The 17,092-nt window shown below is 60.2% G+C and carries 14 protein-coding genes and 2 pseudogenes; 4 read left to right on the forward strand and 12 right to left on the reverse strand.

Annotated elements, in window-relative coordinates; genetic code table 11:
* Positions 1–58 precede the first annotated feature (58 nt).
* On the forward strand, positions 59–3,148 hold the full coding sequence (locus tag AC5ZH6_RS24835) for an MMPL/RND family transporter (protein WP_006438828.1): 3,090 nt from the start codon (positions 59–61) through the stop codon (positions 3,146–3,148).
* Between the two features lie 192 nt (positions 3,149–3,340).
* Here AC5ZH6_RS24835 and AC5ZH6_RS24840 read toward each other — a convergent pair.
* Positions 3,341–3,511: pseudogene (locus tag AC5ZH6_RS24840) on the reverse strand (integrase core domain-containing protein); the annotation flags it as partial.
* On the opposite strand from AC5ZH6_RS24840, the pseudogene AC5ZH6_RS24845 reads away from it, so the two are divergent.
* Positions 3,504–4,475 (forward strand): annotated as a pseudogene (locus AC5ZH6_RS24845) (IS256 family transposase); the annotation flags it as partial. The pseudogenes AC5ZH6_RS24840 and AC5ZH6_RS24845 overlap by 8 nt on opposite strands.
* Before the next feature lie 50 nt (positions 4,476–4,525).
* The gene (locus AC5ZH6_RS24850) at positions 4,526–5,623 is read left to right on the forward strand and encodes an IS630 family transposase (RefSeq protein WP_496167943.1); all 1,098 of its coding nucleotides are present in this window, start codon (positions 4,526–4,528) and stop codon (positions 5,621–5,623) included.
* Between the two features lie 131 nt (positions 5,624–5,754).
* On the opposite strand, the gene AC5ZH6_RS24855 is transcribed toward AC5ZH6_RS24850, so the two are convergent.
* The 11 genes from AC5ZH6_RS24855 to AC5ZH6_RS24905 form a co-directional block, all read right to left on the reverse strand.
* Positions 5,755–5,916 carry a hypothetical protein gene (locus tag AC5ZH6_RS24855; protein ID WP_005195129.1) on the reverse strand — a complete coding sequence of 54 codons (162 nt, stop codon included), beginning with the start codon at positions 5,914–5,916 and terminating at the stop codon, positions 5,755–5,757.
* 238 nt (positions 5,917–6,154) lie between these two features.
* Positions 6,155–7,795, reverse strand: coding sequence for a long-chain fatty acid--CoA ligase (locus AC5ZH6_RS24860; protein WP_266063751.1), 1,641 nt, complete (start codon positions 7,793–7,795; stop codon positions 6,155–6,157).
* 29 nt (positions 7,796–7,824) lie between these two features.
* Entirely contained in the window at positions 7,825–8,514 is a 690-nt protein-coding gene (locus AC5ZH6_RS24865; protein ID WP_005195127.1) for a hypothetical protein, read from the reverse strand.
* Between the two features lie 47 nt (positions 8,515–8,561).
* Positions 8,562–9,518, reverse strand: a complete 957-nt coding sequence (locus AC5ZH6_RS24870; protein WP_005195126.1) for an MlaD family protein — start codon at positions 9,516–9,518, stop codon at positions 8,562–8,564.
* Complete coding sequence (locus tag AC5ZH6_RS24875; RefSeq protein ID WP_005195125.1) at positions 9,515–10,558, reverse strand: MlaD family protein; 1,044 nt, start codon at positions 10,556–10,558, stop codon at positions 9,515–9,517. The genes AC5ZH6_RS24870 and AC5ZH6_RS24875 overlap by 4 nt, the downstream gene beginning before the upstream one ends.
* A complete protein-coding gene (locus AC5ZH6_RS24880) occupies positions 10,555–11,616 on the reverse strand; it encodes an MlaD family protein (protein WP_005195124.1) in 1,062 nt (353 codons plus the stop codon). The genes AC5ZH6_RS24875 and AC5ZH6_RS24880 overlap by 4 nt, the downstream gene beginning before the upstream one ends.
* Positions 11,610–12,605 (reverse strand): MlaD family protein, encoded by a 996-nt coding sequence (locus tag AC5ZH6_RS24885; protein WP_005195123.1) that lies wholly within the window; start codon positions 12,603–12,605, stop codon positions 11,610–11,612. The genes AC5ZH6_RS24880 and AC5ZH6_RS24885 overlap by 7 nt, the downstream gene beginning before the upstream one ends.
* Entirely contained in the window at positions 12,602–13,615 is a 1,014-nt protein-coding gene (locus AC5ZH6_RS24890) for an MlaD family protein (RefSeq protein WP_005195122.1), read from the reverse strand. Before AC5ZH6_RS24890 ends, AC5ZH6_RS24885 begins: the two co-directional genes overlap by 4 nt.
* Positions 13,612–14,649, reverse strand: a complete 1,038-nt coding sequence (locus AC5ZH6_RS24895; protein ID WP_005195121.1) for an MlaD family protein — start codon at positions 14,647–14,649, stop codon at positions 13,612–13,614. Before AC5ZH6_RS24895 ends, AC5ZH6_RS24890 begins: the two co-directional genes overlap by 4 nt.
* Before the next feature lie 9 nt (positions 14,650–14,658).
* Positions 14,659–15,522, reverse strand: a complete 864-nt coding sequence (locus AC5ZH6_RS24900) for an ABC transporter permease (protein WP_006369623.1) — start codon at positions 15,520–15,522, stop codon at positions 14,659–14,661.
* 10 nt (positions 15,523–15,532) lie between these two features.
* On the reverse strand, positions 15,533–16,267 hold the full coding sequence (locus AC5ZH6_RS24905) for an MlaE family ABC transporter permease (RefSeq protein WP_005194985.1): 735 nt from the start codon (positions 16,265–16,267) through the stop codon (positions 15,533–15,535).
* A 256-nt stretch (positions 16,268–16,523) separates the two neighbouring features.
* Here AC5ZH6_RS24905 and AC5ZH6_RS24910 point away from each other — a divergent pair, with 256 nt between their 5' ends.
* Positions 16,524–17,000: a PaaI family thioesterase gene (locus AC5ZH6_RS24910; RefSeq protein WP_005194983.1), complete on the forward strand. Its 477-nt coding sequence runs from the start codon at positions 16,524–16,526 to the stop codon at positions 16,998–17,000.
* Positions 17,001–17,092 lie beyond the last annotated feature (92 nt).

Consider the following 17,092-nt stretch of genomic DNA (forward strand, 5'->3'; position numbering starts at 1 on the left):
TTCGCCAGACGGATCCGAACGATTGGGTCGCCCACTTCAGGTCGAGAGGATATTGCACATGGTGAGTTCGTCTCCCATTCGAACCCGCTCGTCGAGAGGGGGCGAGAAACTCGGCGAATACAGTCCGACCCTTGAGCGGGTTGCATGGTTTACCCTCCGCCGCAAAGGGATTGTGACGCTGGTTTGGCTCGGTGCCGCTATCGGCTTAGGCCTTCTCTTTCCTCAACTGGAGTCAGTGGTACGGGAACAATCTGTGGATCCGATCCCGGCCGGAGTCCCGTCTTTTCAGACCTTGGACCGTATGGGCGCCTCTTTCGACGAGCGCGGCGCCAAGACCACCGTATTCGTTGTGATGGAGAACAGTGCAGGCCTGTCCGACAACACCCGCGATCGATACCACGTGCTTGTCGACACCCTGCGGGCGGACGACAAGCACGTCATCGCCGTCCGAGACCTGCTGAGCGATCCCCTCACTGCGAGTCAGGCTCTCAGCAAAGACAAGCAAGCCTGGTATCTGCCCGTGGGAGTGACCGGCACACTCGGGGGACCCGATACCGCGGAGGCGGTCGCAGCGGTACGCGACACCGCGGAGAGAATCTTTCGCGACACTGAGACGAGAGTCCGTGTGACAGGCCCACCCGCGACCTTTAGCGACCAACTCGCCGTGGGCGAGTCGGATCTGGTCCTGATCACTGTCGCCACCGTGCTGCTGATCGCCGTGATCCTCCTCGTCGTCTACCGTTCGGTGTTCACCGCGCTGATGCCGCTGCTTGTCGTGGGCATGAGTTTGGCCGTGGGTCGCGGAGTTCTATCTGGACTAGGCGAGCTGGGCATGCCGGTATCCCAGTTCACCTCGATGTTCATGACCGTCATCATCTTCGGTGCCGGAGTTGACTATTCGGTGTTCCTCATCAGCCGCTATCATGAGGGTATTCGAGCAGGCAACTCTCCTGATGCCGCTATTGCCCACGCGAATGCAACTATCGGCCGCGTGGTTCTCGCATCGGCGGGCACTGTGGCCCTAGCCTTCCTGGCTATGGCCTTCGCCAAGCTCAGTGTGTTCAACACTTTGGGGCCGGCCTGCGCAATCGCCATAGCATTCGCATTCTTGGCGACGGTGACATTGTTGCCCCCCGTGCTCTCCTTCGCTGCCAAGAGAGGGGCCGGCCTTCCCCGCCGTGACCTGACGCGGGATTACTGGAGAAGAGTCGGAGTCATGGTTATCCGGCGGCCGGTCCCTCTGCTCGCGATCAGTGTAGTCGCGTTGATTGGCCTCGCCCTGGTCGCCGCAACAATCCAGATCACCTACGACGATCGAGAGGGGCAGCCAACTGACACAGGGAGCAACGAAGGCTACGCGCTGCTCAACCGCCACTTTCCGAAAGACATCATTATCTCGGAATTCTTGGTGGTGGAGTCCGAGAACGACATGCGCACGGCTCAAGGCCTTGCCGACCTCGACCAGTTGGCATCCCGCGTCGCGCAGATTCCCGGCGTGACCAGGGTCATTGGCGTGACGCGGCCAACCGGTGAGAAGCTGCAGCAGGCGCAATTGTCTTGGCAGAACGATCAGATCGGTACCAAGATCACCGAGGAGACCGGAGATGTACAGGCCCGCAAGGGTGATCTGGCCGTCCTGAAGACCGGATCAGAGCAGCTCGCCGGAGGCCTGGCACTGCTAGAAGACCAGATCTCATCCAATCTCGCTCCGCTGTCGGGGTTGCTAGACGAGGTGTCGTCATTTGGCCCACAACTCGATGAGTACCGGCCGTTGGTGAACCAACTCGCGAGCGCCGCCCCAACGCTTCGACAGTTCTCCCAGCGAGCGCCTGAGCTGTCTCAACTCGCACGTCGGGCCCAGTCTGCGGCAGACGCGGTCGCGCCAGCGTTGTCCGCATTGGAAGCTCCGTGGTGTCAGCAGATCGCGCAGTGCTCGGCACTGCGCGCGCAAACGGCCGACATCCGGGCACTCGCGGATGATCAGTCGCTCGCGAGGGTGGCTAACTTTGCCGCGCAACTCGGCCGCGTGAGTGCGCCAGGCTCTACCGACATGGCACAGCTGCAGCGTTCTCTTCAAACGCTGAATTCTGCACTACAGACCATCGGTGGACAGGACCTCGGGAACAGGGTCTCGCAACTCGAGTCCGGCGTCGGCGCACTCGCCGACGGCGCACGTCAGTTGTCGAACGGAGTCGGGGCTTTGGTGGACAGCAACGTTCAGCTACTCGGTGGACTAGCACAGGTCGCCGCACAGCTTCGGGCTCCCGCCCGCGAGATCGGCGATTCTGATTCGGCAACCGGCTTCTATCTCCCCGCGGATGCGTTCAAGGACCAGCAGTTCAGTCAGGTCGCTCGACAGTTCATCTCGCCCGACGGGAAAACCGTGCGCTATGCGGTACAGACCTCCTACGACCCATACTCTGCCGATGCAATGACGCTGGCGAACGAGCTGTCTAGCGTCGCCGAGAACGCGATGCCGAACACCACTCTGGAGGGCGGACGTGCTTCGGTCGCGGGCTTTCCTGCGATCAATGCCGACGTCCAGCGGTTGTTGTCGTACGATTTCAAACTGCTTGGCATAGCCACACTTCTCATCGTGGGTCTGATCCTGATGCTGTTGTTGCGGGCCGTCGTTGCACCGGTCTATCTCCTTGCAACCGTCGTCTTGAACTATATGGCGGCTCTTGGTATCGGTGTGCTCGTACTTCAACACATCCTCGGTGCCGGGATCGCCTGGCCAGCTCCACTGGTGTCGTTCATCGTCTTGGTGGCGGTGGGCGCTGACTACAACATGCTGCTGGTCTCACGCCTGAGAGAGGAGACGAGAGCGAGCGTGCGGGTCGGAGTAATGCGTACCGTCGCCTACACCGGTTCGGTGATCACCTCGGCCGGGTTGATCTTCGCAGCCAGCATGTTCGGGCTGATGGTCGGCTCCATCGATGTGATGGTGCAAATCGGGTTCATCATCGGTGTCGGTTTGCTGCTCGACACGTTCCTGGTGCGGACCTTAGTAGTCCCGGCACTAGCGGTGCTGCTGGGCACTGCAAGCTGGTGGCCGGGTGACATCGACCGCTTCCGGCGCGCCCCGGGACCATCGCAAAAGACACGCGGACGAACCCATGGGGATCTGACAAGCGTCGGTCCCTGAACTTCCCGACCATCCCGTCAACAGGTAAGGATCGGCATAGGGCATGACGCGGCACGGTCGCTCGTGATAGACGAATTGCGTCCGTACAACGCTAGACGGTATGGGTGACTCCACGGCGATGTGTTGGGGGTTGCGGGCCGGAGCCTCACGCACAGGGACTGAACGACCCGAGGTTTTGTGCCGCCTCCATTGTGGGCTGGTCCTCGGGCCGAGGCCAGAGTAGTGGAGCGTTTCGAACTCGGTCGGGGGGATCTGGCCGATACTCGAGTGCAGCCTGCTGTTGTTGTACCAGTCGACCCAACCAGCGGCCGCGAACTCGACGTCGGAGACGGTCTTGTACGGGCTGGAGTGGAAGATCGTGGTCCCGCTGTACGCCGGCGGCATGACGTTGCGCGATATCCAACACCATTTGGCCGCCACGATCGGCACCGATCTCTCGCACGAGACGATCTCCAAGATCTGCGACGAGGTCCTCGACGCGGTCGACGAATGGCAGAACCGGCCGCTGGAGCCGTTGTGTCCCGGCATCTACCTCGACGCGCTGGTGGTGAACGTCAAAGACAGTTCTCATGTTCGAAACAAGCACGCCCACATCGCTATTGGCGTCGACATGGCCGGCGTCAAGCATGTGCTGGGAATCTGGATACAGGCCGAAGAAGGCGCCAAGTTCTGGGCCGGGGTGTGTGCGAATCTGGCCAACCGCGGCGTCAAGGACGTGCTGATCGTGTGCTGTGACGGGCTCACCGGATTCCCCGAGGCAATCGAGGTGACCTGGCCGCTGGCCACCGTGCAAACCTGTCTGGTGCATCTGATCCGCAACTCGATGCGGTTCGTGAACCACAAAGACCGCAAAGACGTGGCCCGGGCGATCAAACCGATCTACACCGCCCCCGACGCCGAGACCGCCCGCCGCGAGTGGGAAGCCTTCCGCGACTCGGAACTAGGCGCCAAATATCCGAGTGCGGCAATGGCTTTCGACCGAGTCTGGGATCGGTTCATCCCCTTCCTGGCATTCCCGCCCGAGCTGCGCAAAGTCATCTACACCACCAACTCGATCGAGTCATTGAACTACCAGCTCCGCAAGGTCATCAAGAACCGCGGACATTTCCCCAACGACATCGCGGTCCGCAAACTCTTGTGGCTGGCCATCTGCGACATCGAAGACAAACGAGCCGCTCAACGCCTCAAAGAACGCGGGACCAGGCGGTCACAGCCCCGTAAGGCCCTCGGACGACTGGTCGAGGGACAGGTCGTCACCAACTGGAAACAGGCCCTCGGACAACTCGCACTGGCCTACCCCGACCGGATCGAACCCCACCTCAGCTAGTGGCGCGCGTCGTAACTGACTGAACGGTTGGTTTGCTGCGATAATGGGGTATGGCGAATCGTCCTGCTGCGGCGTTGATGTTGGGTGATGGTGATCGTGAGGTGCTGGAGTCGTGGACTCGCTCGGGCTCGGTGCAGGCGTCGGCGGCGAAGCGGGCGCGGATGGTGCTGCTTGCTGCTGATGGTGTGGCGAATCGGCGGATCGCGGAGTTGGTAGACGCGTCGCCGACGACGGTGATCGCGTGGCGCGAGCGCTACCTTGAGCGCGGTCTGGCTGGCCTGACTGATCGTCCTCGCTCTGGGCGGCCGCGACGGCTCGATAGGGATGCGATTATCGTCGCCACGCTCACGCCACCGCCGAAAAGCCTTGGGGTGACGCACTGGTCGACTCGGCTGCTGGCGAAGAAGCTGAAAATCTCCGACGCCTCGGTCGCCCGAGCATGGCGAGCGTATGGGATCAAACCGTTCAAGGCCGAGTCGTTTCGGTTCTCCACCGACCCGGAGTTGGTGGGCAAGGTCACCGACATTTGCGGCTTGTACTTGAATCCGCCGGAGAACGCGATCGTGCTCTGCGTTGACGAGAAGTCCCAGATTCAAGCGTTGGATCGAACGGTGCCGATCCTGCCGATGCAACCGGGCAAGGTCGAACGCCGCTCCTATGACTACTACCGGCACGGCACCACCACCTTGTTCGCTGCCCTCGATATCGCGACCGGGAAAGTCACCGCCGCACTCAAGCCCAAGCATCGCCACCAAGAGTTCCTGGCTTTCCTCAAGCAGGTCGAACGGGCCTACCGCGACACCGTCGATGACACCGGTAATCCGGTCGACTTACACCTGGTGATGGACAACTATGCAGCTCACAAACATGCCAACGTGAAGAAGTGGCTTGCCGAGCATCCTCGGGTCATCGTGCATTTCACCCCAACACACGCCTCCTGGATGAACCTCGTCGAGGTCTGGTTCGGCATCATCGAACGCCAAGCGATTCGCCGCGGAGTGTTCACCTCCGTCAAAGACCTCAACACCAAAATCCGCGCGTTCATCGACGGATGGAACCCCAGAGCCCACCCATTCGTCTGGACCAAAACCGCCGAACAGATCCTGGAAAAAGCCAACCGTCCAACAACTTCAAACTCGCGCCACTAGACCCCACAGACCACAAGAAAATCAGGAGCCACGTTCTTACACAGACATCTTGACAAGCTCTCGAGCCCCCGCGCACCAAGAGACCGCCCCGCGGCAGAAGCCACGGGGCGGTGTGTTCTTCTGTGAAGCGCTCAAGCGGTAGCTTCGTCTGATCCGGACTCGATCGATCCGGTGACCAGTTCGCCGACGATGTCGGTAATGATTGCGCCCACGATAGCCTCGGCCATGATGGTGGCCCCTTCGATGTTGTGTGCTGATGACTGCGAATGTGGAGCGCTGGCTGCGATGTCCACCTCGCAAACTCTACGACGCTCGATAAAACGGCGCCCAACGAACGATGAGTGAGAGATGAATGGCCGCGCAATTCCCAGTGACGGTTCTGTCTTTCCCACCGGGGCCATCGGGCAGACGGATCGCTCCAATAAATACGTGCCCACCGAACGCTGAGGACGTTCGGTGGGCACATCTGTGCCTTACCTCGGCGGTGTCCTATCTCGGCCAGTGCGGACGCGAAGCCGACCCCGTGCGGCGCTAGTTCGATACAACCGGCAGCTCGCCCTGCTCATGCTTCGCGCGCAACACCTTCTTGTCGAACTTGCCCACGCTCGTCCGTGGTATCTGCTCCATGAACGTCCAGTTGTTCGGGATCCACCAGTGCGGGATCTCCTCCGGGCAATTTCTTAGGCACCACTCGTGGAGCGTGTCAGCCGACACTTCGCGACCCGGTGCCGGAACCACAACAGCGAGAGCTGTCTCCTGCCATCGGGGGTCGGGCATCGCGACAACCGCGGCCTCGGCGACATCCGGGTGCGACATGATCCAGTTCTCGAGCTCCACTGACGAGATCCATTCGCCCCCGGACTTGATGACGTCCTTGGACCGGTCGGTCAGCGTCAGATACCCGTCCGGACTGATGTGTCCCACGTCGCCGGTCCGCAACCAGCCATCCCGAAACCTCTCGGTGTCCTCGAGTCGGTAGTAGCTGCCTGTGACCCACGGACCCCGCACTTCGAGTTCACCGACGGACTTGTCGTCACGGGGAACAGGCAGGCCGCCCTCGTCGATGAGGCGCATCTCCACCCCGCAAATTGCCCGTCCCTGTCGCTTGCGGTAAGATATTTCCTTTGTGGGGCCGATCCCGGCGGGAGGCCGACCTACCGCTGCAAGCGGGGACGTCTCAGTCATACCCCACGCCTGAATAATCTGTACGCCGAAGCGGTCCGCAAACCCCTCGATCAACGACTGCGGGACGGGAGCTCCACCACAGGCGACAAGGTCGATCGATGACAAGTCGACACCCGGATTCGCGATACCGTACTGAAGAAGATCGTTCCAGATTGTCGGTACTGCTCCTGCCTTCGTGGGGCGATGTTGTTGGATCATGTCAGCGAGCGGCGCTGCTTGAAGGTATCGATCAGGCATCAGCAAGTCCGCGCCGGCCATCAGCGACGCGTAGGGCAGACCCCAGGCGCTGGCATGAAACATCGGCACGACGGGAAGTACACGATCGGCTTCTGCGATCGCCAGAGCGTTACCGGTACACGCTGCCATGGAGTGCAGAAACACCGAGCGATGACTGTAGACGACCCCCTTGGGATCGCCTGTAGTGCCGCTCGTATAACACATACCCGCAGCCGACCGCTCGTCGGGATCGACCCAAGAGAACACTGGGGATTCCGCTGCGAGCGCGTCATGATATCGCATCACGGTCACGCCGTGCCCGTCGAGCGGGGAGGTGTCGCCGTCGCCGGTAACGAACACAACCCGAACCGTCGCCAAGCCCGGTAGGACCGCCGCCAACAACGGAACCAGCGACCCGTCCACGATAATGACCTTGTCTTCGGCGTGGTTCGCGATGAACTGCAGCTGAGCCGGTGACAACCGGATGTTCAGCGTATGCAGCACCGCGCCCATCGCGGGTACCGCAGCGTACGCTTCGAGGTGCTCCTGGTTGTTCCACAGCATCGTTGCCACGCGGTCGTCGCCGACCACGCCGACCCGACGCAGAGCATTCGCCAGACGTGCGCATCGCTCTTCAAGATCGCCGTAGGTCGCATACCGGGCAGAGCCGTTCACGGAATAGGTAATCACCTGCCTAACAGTGTGATTGGTTGCGACGTGGCGCAGTATCGATGACACTGTCATCGGCACCTCCTGCATGGTGCTTTTCATCTAACTCTCCTTTCGCGGCGGACGCTGGATCATTCGGCAGGTCCGTAATCCTGGATCTGCCAGCCGTTATCGGTCTTCAGCACGACGACTTTCAACAGTGTGGGGAGTTCGCTCGGCTGAGGGTTCTGAACATTCTGGGTCTTCTGGGTGGCGAAGACCAGCACCGTGTATTCCCCCCGGTTCTCGCTGGCGCTGCCGGTGACGCTGGTCGCCAGTACGCGTCCCGCCGCTTGGACCTTGGCCTGTTTCATGATTTGGGTCAGGGTGGGTTCGACATCGTCGTATCGCTTGACCAACGCATCGCTGGCATTCTCTTTCACTTCGGTAAAGAATGCGTCGGTGTTTTGGTAGCTGTACGTGAGCGACTTTGTGGTGTAGTCCGATGCTGCCTGCGCTGCCTGCGCTCGTTGTGTGGCGGCGTCCTCCAGGGACGTCTTTGCTTGCCGCATGTCAATGTAGAGGTAAGCAAAGAGCCCGGCCAGCACCGCGAGTACTACCACGAGAGCACCGACGGCCACCACCTGGAGGCGTGCTGATCCCCAGCGCTGCTCGGCCTCGGACGTCGGGGGGCTTGCCTCGTCCGAGGCGGAAACGTCCTGTGACGTCGCAGGTTCTGTGGCACTAGTGGCGTCGCCGCGGTCTGCCTTATCGGAAGCCGTAGTCAGCTCATTTTCGGTGCCGCTGTCCTCGGATTCTGATCCGTTGTCGTGTGCGGTCATTTGCTGCCTTCTGTAAATGCTGGGGTAGGGGGGGGAGACATCGGGCGTCAGCGGGGTGATGGTGTGACGGCGATCGGGATTTGCGCCTGTCCCCGATGGGACGCGGGGAATGTTCGCGCCAGGAGATCACCGATCGATCCGAAGTCGACGTATGTGTCTGCGACTTTCGCCGTCGCCGGTTTGACCGCGCGGGTGATGGCGACAATGTCGGGCTGAAGTATCTGGATGTAACCGCTGAGCTTTTCCACTAGCTTCAGGATTGGTGGCCATTTGTCGTAGGACGTAGAGGTGAAAACGATGAACGCACGTTGGATTCTCGCCAAACCGTCGACGGCATCCGGGGTCCGGACCGACGCGGTACTGAGCACACCGCCCACGTTCGACATGAGGCCCAGGAGGAACTCGGCATTGTCCGCGGTGGTACGGACCGCACCGTCGTCACCGACGAAGTCCACGAGGCGGTGCATCATGTCTCCGATCGTGTCGAGGTCCTTTTGCCGGCCGTCGACTGCAGCCGAGATCGTTTCGTTGATGGTCTGAATCGATGCTGGATCGAGCGCGTCGGCCACTGCCGACATTTTCGGGAGCACCTGGGGAACGGATTGGGACACGTGGATGGCGCTGGCGGGCACTAGGTCCCCACTACGCAAGTACTCACTGGTGGTGGTATCCGGTGGGATGAAGTTGATGTATTGCTCTCCCGCGACCGAGAGGTTCTGGATCGTCATGACACTGCCGCGAGGGATCTTGTAGCCGGAGTCGATGGACATGTCGACGGCGAGCTGATTATCTGTGACGCGAATAGATGTCACCTTGCCCGCCGGCACCCCCTCTAGCATCACCGGCGATGTGTCGAGCAGGCCGCCCGAGCTCTTGAGTATGGCCGAGATCGTGTAGTCGGAGCGGAACGGGTTTATTCGTGCCACGTCGATGGTCAGGTATGTTGCTCCGACGAGGAAGACGACGACAAGGGCAACCAGGGATACGACGGTGCTGCGGATCATGGCATCATTCCGATCGCTCGCAATACGTTAATGAACGACCCGGCATCACGTCGGGCTAGATCTTGGCCGTCGATAGACACGTCGGAAACGTTGATATCTGGCGAGCTGACGAATGGGATGAGCTTCTCGCGTATTACACGCGTCGCCTTGTCGGAAACATCCTTGGAGTAGATGTCCGAGTACGCGATGGACGCGATTACCGGCGCGATCGCTCCTACCGTTTCCTTGATGCGGGAATACTCAGGGTCGACGATACGGCCGGCAGATACTGCGAAGTCGCGCAGGTTGGCGATAAGTAGCGCGACGTCAATTAGCGAATAGCCCAGACCATAGAAGTTCACTCCCCCCTTGGTCAACATTCGGTCAGTACCTGACGGGTCGGCCAGGATCACTTTCAGTGTGCGATCGGCCGACTGCAGGACTACGTCGAGTTTGTCGGTGTTGGCGGACACCTCAGACACGGTGCGCAACGTCGTGCGGTAAAGCGTATCGAATTGGGCGGGGTCACTCGGAAAGGTCGAGTTCAGTGTCGATATCGCGGTATGGATTTTATCGAGTTCACCCCCGCCCAGTACATTAGCCATCCCCCGCATCACGTCCTCGACGTTGGCAGCCGGTTCGGTGCGTGAGAGAGGTATTACCGATCCCGCGTGCAGCAAGGCTTGGGTGGACTGCTGTGCGGGGGGAAGGATGGCCACATAAATCTCGCCCAGGAGAGTGTCTTGGCGGAGTTCCGCGCGCGAATCTTCCTGCAGTTGGGCGTCTTTATCAATTCGGGCGGCAACCAGCGCGTGGCCTCCGTCGTACGTGACGCTGGTGACGGCACCGACGTCAATCCCTCGAGAGAGGACTTTGGCACGGGCAGGCAAGTTCAGAGCACTCGTGAACTCGATCTCGATGTCGTAGCCGTCTCGGGCGGATGATCCGCCGATGGTCGGCGGGTTGTCGGCGTTGATGCTGCAGGCGGCGAGGGCGATGGTCGCTGCGAACAGCGTCACGATCGCGGCCGTGACACGGCGAAGGTAGCCGTAGGTCATCATTGAGATTGCCCTCCGATCAAGTTAGCGATCGTCGCCACTTCGTTACCCGTCCTGCAGACGCCGTTGACGGGGGGAGAGGCACACGCCGTTCTTAGGGTCTGCAGTGGGACAGACACGGCGAATGCCCGCAGGATCGACTTCGCATCCGGATGCTTGACGATGAGGTCAGCCGTTCGAGCGGCGACGGTCGCCAGGATGTTCTCTTGCTTGCCTACTTGCGCGAGGAGTGGAACCGCAGCATCACCAATTGCGAAGATCGGTGGACCGAAGTCGGACGCCAATCGCGACAGGATGGGGACGAAGGTACCTGCGTACTCTGTTGCGGCGCCGAATGTTTGACCGAAAGCAACAATCACCTCGATTGCGCCGACGAAGTTGTCGAACAGCTGGGTCACCTCAGCACTGTTCTCGGTGGCAACACCGGTTAAGGTCGCGAGGTTGGCTACAATTCTGCGTATCTGACCATCACGCCGGGTCGGATCGTTGATCAGCGTGGCCGAGTCCTTGAGAATGCCAGAGATATCGCCCTGGGTTCCCTCCATGTTCTTGGAGACGAGCGTGAGCGCCTGGAGAATCGCATCGGTGTCACGTCCGCCGTCCTTGACGAGTTCATCGGAAAGAGTGCTGATCGCGTCGAGCGTTTGACTAATCCCCAGTGGAGTCCTGGTTTTGTTCAGTGGTATGCACTTGGCCGACTCGTAATGCTCTCCGCCGCGATAGGGATGGGTGAACTCGATTTGTCTTTCGGTGACAATCGAGGTGGACACCAGGGTGGCCCCCACATCCGCGGGAAGCGGCACGGTCTTGTCGATCCGCATGTCGACACGCACGCCCCTCTGGCCCTCCTCGTGAATGCCTACGACCCTGCCCACCTTCTTGCCGAGCATCGCGACGGAGTTGCCTTCGTACAGACCTGATGCGTCGGAAAACTCCGCACATAGTGGCCGCGTGTCGTCGTCGGCTGTCGCATAGTTGATTCCTACGGCCGCGATCACTACTGCCAGTGTGACGATGGTGGCGATCGGGATCAGATGCTGACGCATCCGCTCTGTCAGCATTTTTGATCACCACTCGGGATGCAGATGCGGACAGTCGGTTCAGGACTCGCTGGACCGACCTCTGGAGCGTCGAGAAGAATGCTCAGTCGTCTGGTGATCTGATCGACCTGGGTCAGCGCGTTTGCGTAGGCGGGCATCTGGGCCGACACCTTGTTCAGAAGGGTCTTGAACTGTTGTACCGATGGTTCTATTCCGTCGCGGTACGCGACAAGCGGTCGGGTCAGTAGCTTGAAAAGACGGCGCAGATAATCGAATCCGTTCTGGACGTTGGCGATGTCTGGTCCAAGGGTGCGGGCAAGGAAGCTGAGCTGGCGGAGGAAGTCCACGAGTACCTGCTTGCGGTTTGCGAGGGCGGCGACGTACTCATCGGACAACGTCATCGTCTTGTCGAGTTGTGCGTACTGACGTTGCAGTAGGTCCATCAGGCTGCTCGCGTTTTGCAGGGCATCAGGGATATTGGTGTTTCCGTCGGAGAAAGCATTCTGTAGCAGCGCCGCTGTGCGCCGTAGATCAACACCACGCACGTCACGGAACACCGGTGTGGTTGTCTCAAGCGTGCTGGAAATGTCGTAGGTGCTGCTTGTCTGCTCCAGTGGGATTGCACCGTCGAGGGCCGACGGGCCTGAACCTGGGTCGAGGTCCAATACACGTCCACCAATAGGGGTGATGAGACGGACGTTCGCCGTCGCGTCCGACCGAACGGCAATCGAGTCATCCAGCCGGAATCGCACGGTGATGAACGTTCCGGTCAGGTCGACTGACGCGACCTTGCCTTTCCTGATCCCGGCGATACGTACCTGGTCGCCGGCTTCCAATCCGCCGGTATTGACTAACTTGGCACTGTAGATAGTTTGTCCGGGCGGTGAGATGTACACAGCACCCGCCACGACGAGGCCGGCCACCGTGACCATCGTAACGACTCCCGCCAGGATGAGGTCGCGCCGACGCTGCGGGCGGTGATGCGGACGCTTATCGAAGAAGCGGGTCACTGGCACACCACCAGTCGTTGACCCATCAGGGCGATCTGCGCTGTTCTCGGTAGGTCGAGCACTCCTCGGGCGCACCCTGCCGCCGAGGACGAAGGTGTCGCTTTGGATGTAGTTTCCAGGGCGTCCAGGAGTGGCTTCAGGAGAACGGCACCGTTCAGTAAGCTTTCTGTATCCCCTGGCTCCCGCACCAATCTCTGATAAATGGCCGCGAAGCTGGTGTCGTAGGTCGACTCGATCTGCTCACCGGAGAGCACAGTCTTCGCCATCGAACGGTTGACCTCCCGCAGCGAGGCCCTCAGGCGATCGCTCACGCGGCTGAACGCATCGACGATTGACCCCAATTTGTCTATCAACTCGACCAGTTCGGCGGAGCGCCCCATCAACTGATCAGACACCTGTCCCAGGCTCGTCACAATGTTGGTGATGATCTCTGAACGCTGGTTCCCGTACTCGGTGATGTTCGCGACTTGCTTCATGACTGGTGCGATACCTCGACCGTCCCCCTGGGCGACCCGTAGCAGGTTCGACTGAAGCTCATTGATCTCGGCCGTATTCAATGTATCGAATACTGGTTTGAAACTGTTGAATAGTGTCGATACGTCGAACGACGGGACGGTCTTGTTGAGTGCCACCTGTGTGATCGACTCCTGGTCGGCGCCTTGTCCGGCATTGATGAGCTCCACATACCGCTGCCCCAGCAGGTTTTGGTAACGGACGGCGGCAGTCGTCGCGGGGGTAATCGAGACGCCGTCGTCCAGTTGGAAACGGACGATCGCTGTTGATCCCTTCAGGTCGACAGCCGTTACATATCCCACCTTCACTCCAGCGAGTCGTACCCCGTCGCGGGGCTTGAGTCCGGAAGCGTCGGCAAAAACCGCGGAACGCTGCGAACTGGAGGATCCTTCGTTGGTCGGCTGCAGAATCGCGATGATGACATACGTAAGGACGCCGATGACAGCGGTGAACGCGGTGATCTTAATGATTGTGGGTGTCAGAGACCTCAGAGTCATCCCGTGGGCCCCCCCATTCTCAATGCGCTTTGTAGAGCAGGTGAGGTCTGGACCACCAGTGCTAGCTGGAGCTGGACTCGGTCGCCGAATTTCGGCAAGGCTTTGTCGATGCCATCGAGGATCTGCGGGATCGTGTACACCGTGCGAACGAGCCCCGAGGCGGATCTGGCGACGGGCCGCGCTAGATCAAGGCCGACGTCTAACAGCGAACTCAGGGCCGGGTAATTCTTGTCGAGCAGTCCGCCGAGTGCACCGAACAGAACCTTTCCCGTGTCGCCGAGATTGCTTTTCGTGCGATCGATGTTCTGTTGAGTGGCGAAAAAGTCAGCGATATCGACGTTCTTCAAGACGCCAGGGACGAACGGCGTCATGAAGTCGGCGACTCCGGTGGACAGATTGGCTGCAATTTCTAGGTCCTCCCCGACCGGCCGTTTCTGGACATCCCGCGTGAGCTTCGCGATCTGGAATACGAGTTTTCCGCTATCAGACATTGCCTGCGAATCCTCGACGATGAACCTCACCACCGCTTCGAACGAGGGCTGGTCCAGTGCCTCGACCAGCGTGGAGATCTTGCGAACAAGTGTTGACACCGAGGTCTGTTCAGACTGCAACCTGCTTACGTAGACACTCCCGCCGGAACCGATGGGCGGTCCGTGTCCAGGATCTACGATTTCCAGTGCCGTCGGTCCCAGTGCGTTTGCCGAAGTGTAATTCACCGTCATGCCCTGCCGGAGATCTAGGTCGTTGCCGGAACCGGTGAAGTTGATTTTGACCGTCGCGCCACGGTCTCGAACCGAGATGCTCGAGACCTCGCCCACGGTGAACCCAAGGTACTTCACTTCCGATCCCCCCTTCAATCCGTCGCCTATCGCGTCGGTGTTGATGGTCAACGACGTGTGATCGCTGAAGTCACCGTTAGCGTCACTTATCAGTAAGTAGGCAGCTATCGCGCCGAGGATTAAGAGGGCGACCCCCCGAAGGACCAGGTTCCCGTGCGATGGTTCGCGCCCGGACGGATCATGAAAGACAGCCACTGAACCCCCCTACCCAGAAATCCGTACGCCGGAATCGAATCCCCACATCAGAAGTGTCAGAATCATGTCCTCCACGACGATGACGATGAGGCTCGTGCGGATCGCTCGGCCGGACGCCCGGCCTACCCCCTCAGCTCCGCCTGTGGCGAAGTAGCCCTGATAGCTATGGATAATCACTACGGAAACGACAAATACAAGAACTTTGATGAGCGAGAAGATAAGGTCCTGAGGTTTGAGGAACTGGTCGAAATAGAAATCATAAGTGCCGCCGGATTGGCCGTGTACCTGTGTGACGACGAGCTTAGCGGCCGCGAATCCGAGAATAAGCGCGATGATGTACAAAGGAATCACGGTCGTGATCGACGCCACTACGCGAGTGCTGACGACGAAGGGAATGGGACGTACCGCCATAGCCTCGAGAGCGTCGATCTCCTCGGAAATGCGCATCGAGCCTATCTCAGCTGTCAACCGGCAGCCGGCTTGTGCTGCGAACCCGATCGCAGCGATCATTGGCGCAAGCTCTCGGGTGTTAGCGTAGGAAGAGATGAATCCAGTCAGTGAACCCATCCCTACGAGGTCCAGCGAGGCGTAACCCTGGATACCGATTGAGGCGCCGACGGCGATGCCGAGGATGGCGAGGACGATGGCCGTTCCACCACCGACCAAGACTGCACCTCTACCCCAGGCGAATTCTTGTATGTAGAGCAGGGTTTGGCGCCGGTATGTGGTGATGACATGGCGGATGCCGAGGACCGCGGCGATCACAAAGGTCGCGACGTGCCCCAAGCGTTCAGGTACTTGTGCAACGGGCGCGATCACGGCACCGACCGGCCGGGTGGCGGCGGAGAACCTCCGGGAGGGAACGGTGGTCACGAGGCGTTTCTCATCCAATGGTTTGGGGGACGAACATGGTTGTTAGTTGCGTGATAAAGACATTGATCACGAAGCACGCGACGACACCCAGCACTACGGTGGCATTGACCGAGGTTGCGACGCCTTTAGGGCCGCCCTTCGTCGACAGCCCGCGGTGACAAGCAATCGTCACCACGACAAGTCCGAACACAAGCGATTTGCATAGAGCGACAACGATGTCGGTTACCGATGCGAACGACGCGAACGATGCGACATAGCTGCCGGGTGTGATGCCTTGGACATCGACGCTGATGGCGTAGCCCGCCAGCAGCCCGGTGAAGACGATCAGCATGCAGAGCATCGGCGCAGTGATCAACACAGATACGAACCGAGGTGCTACGACGCGCCTGGTGGGGTTGAGTCCGAGTGTCTCCATGGCGGCAATTTCTTCGCGAATCGTTCGAGCGCCCAAATCAGAGGCAATCGCTGATCCGGCCGCGCCCCCGAGTAGAAGGGCGGTAACGATGGGCGCTCCCTGTTGAATGATCCCGAGGCCCCCAGCGGCGCCAGCAATTGACGTGGCCCCAACTTGCTGAGTGAGGCTTCCCACTTGTACCGACACGATGACACCGAATGGCACAGCTACCAGAATCGCGGGCAGAGTCGTCACGACAATAACGAACCAAGTCTGCGATACGGCTTCGCGAAACGGAAACCGTCCCGTAGCAATGTCTACCGCTACCCACCGCAGGGCCTGGCCAGCCAAGCCGAGGGTGCTACCGAAAGTGGCGGCGCCGTCCAGGAAACGGTTGGCGCCGGTCCGAGTGGTGATGGACCTCTCCTTCCCTCGTACACGGGGTATGCGCCGCTTAATGCTGGTGCGCGTTATGGACGGTACCAGGTACTGGCAGTATTACCTATAGTGTTTACAGAAAGACCGTGTCGGGACCTGCTCCCACACCTCATCGACCCCCGCACCCTGTTTGAGTAGGTGGCGGCTTAGTAAGGACAACGATCAGAAGATGACCTCAGAAGCAAGACTGCCGGCGCACTCGTCCCAGTGCATGGGCTGCGGAAGCGAAAACCCCCACGGACTTCAACTTGAGGTCTACCGGAGTGGCGAGCGGGTGTACGCCGATCACACCTTCGACGAGAGGCACCTTGGCGCGCCCGGGTTGGCGCACGGCGGAGCGATCTCGGCCGCTTGCGACGACATCATGGGTTTCACCCTGTGGATCGCGCGGACCCCCGCGGTGACCCGCACCCTGACCGTCGAATACCGTCAGCCGGTCCCTCTGCACACTCCCATTCGCCTCTCTGCTTGGATTGACCACGAGTCGGATCGCCTACTGCACATCGCGGCCGTTGGATCGTTCGATGATCGAACGTATTTCACCTCTAGCGGTGTCTTCGTCAAGGTCGACGTCGCTCATTTTCGACGGTATGCCGACCTATCAACAATCGATGACTTCTTCGCCAACTTCACGCGTACAGACTGACGCCGCAGGGGGGACTGTCGCTGATTCGGTGTAAGTGGTTTGATCGCCCCCGGCGTGGGGCAGGAGGAATCACGACGATGACCGACACAGTC

The sequence above is a fragment of the Gordonia sp. YC-XJ4 genome, assembly GCF_059511865.1.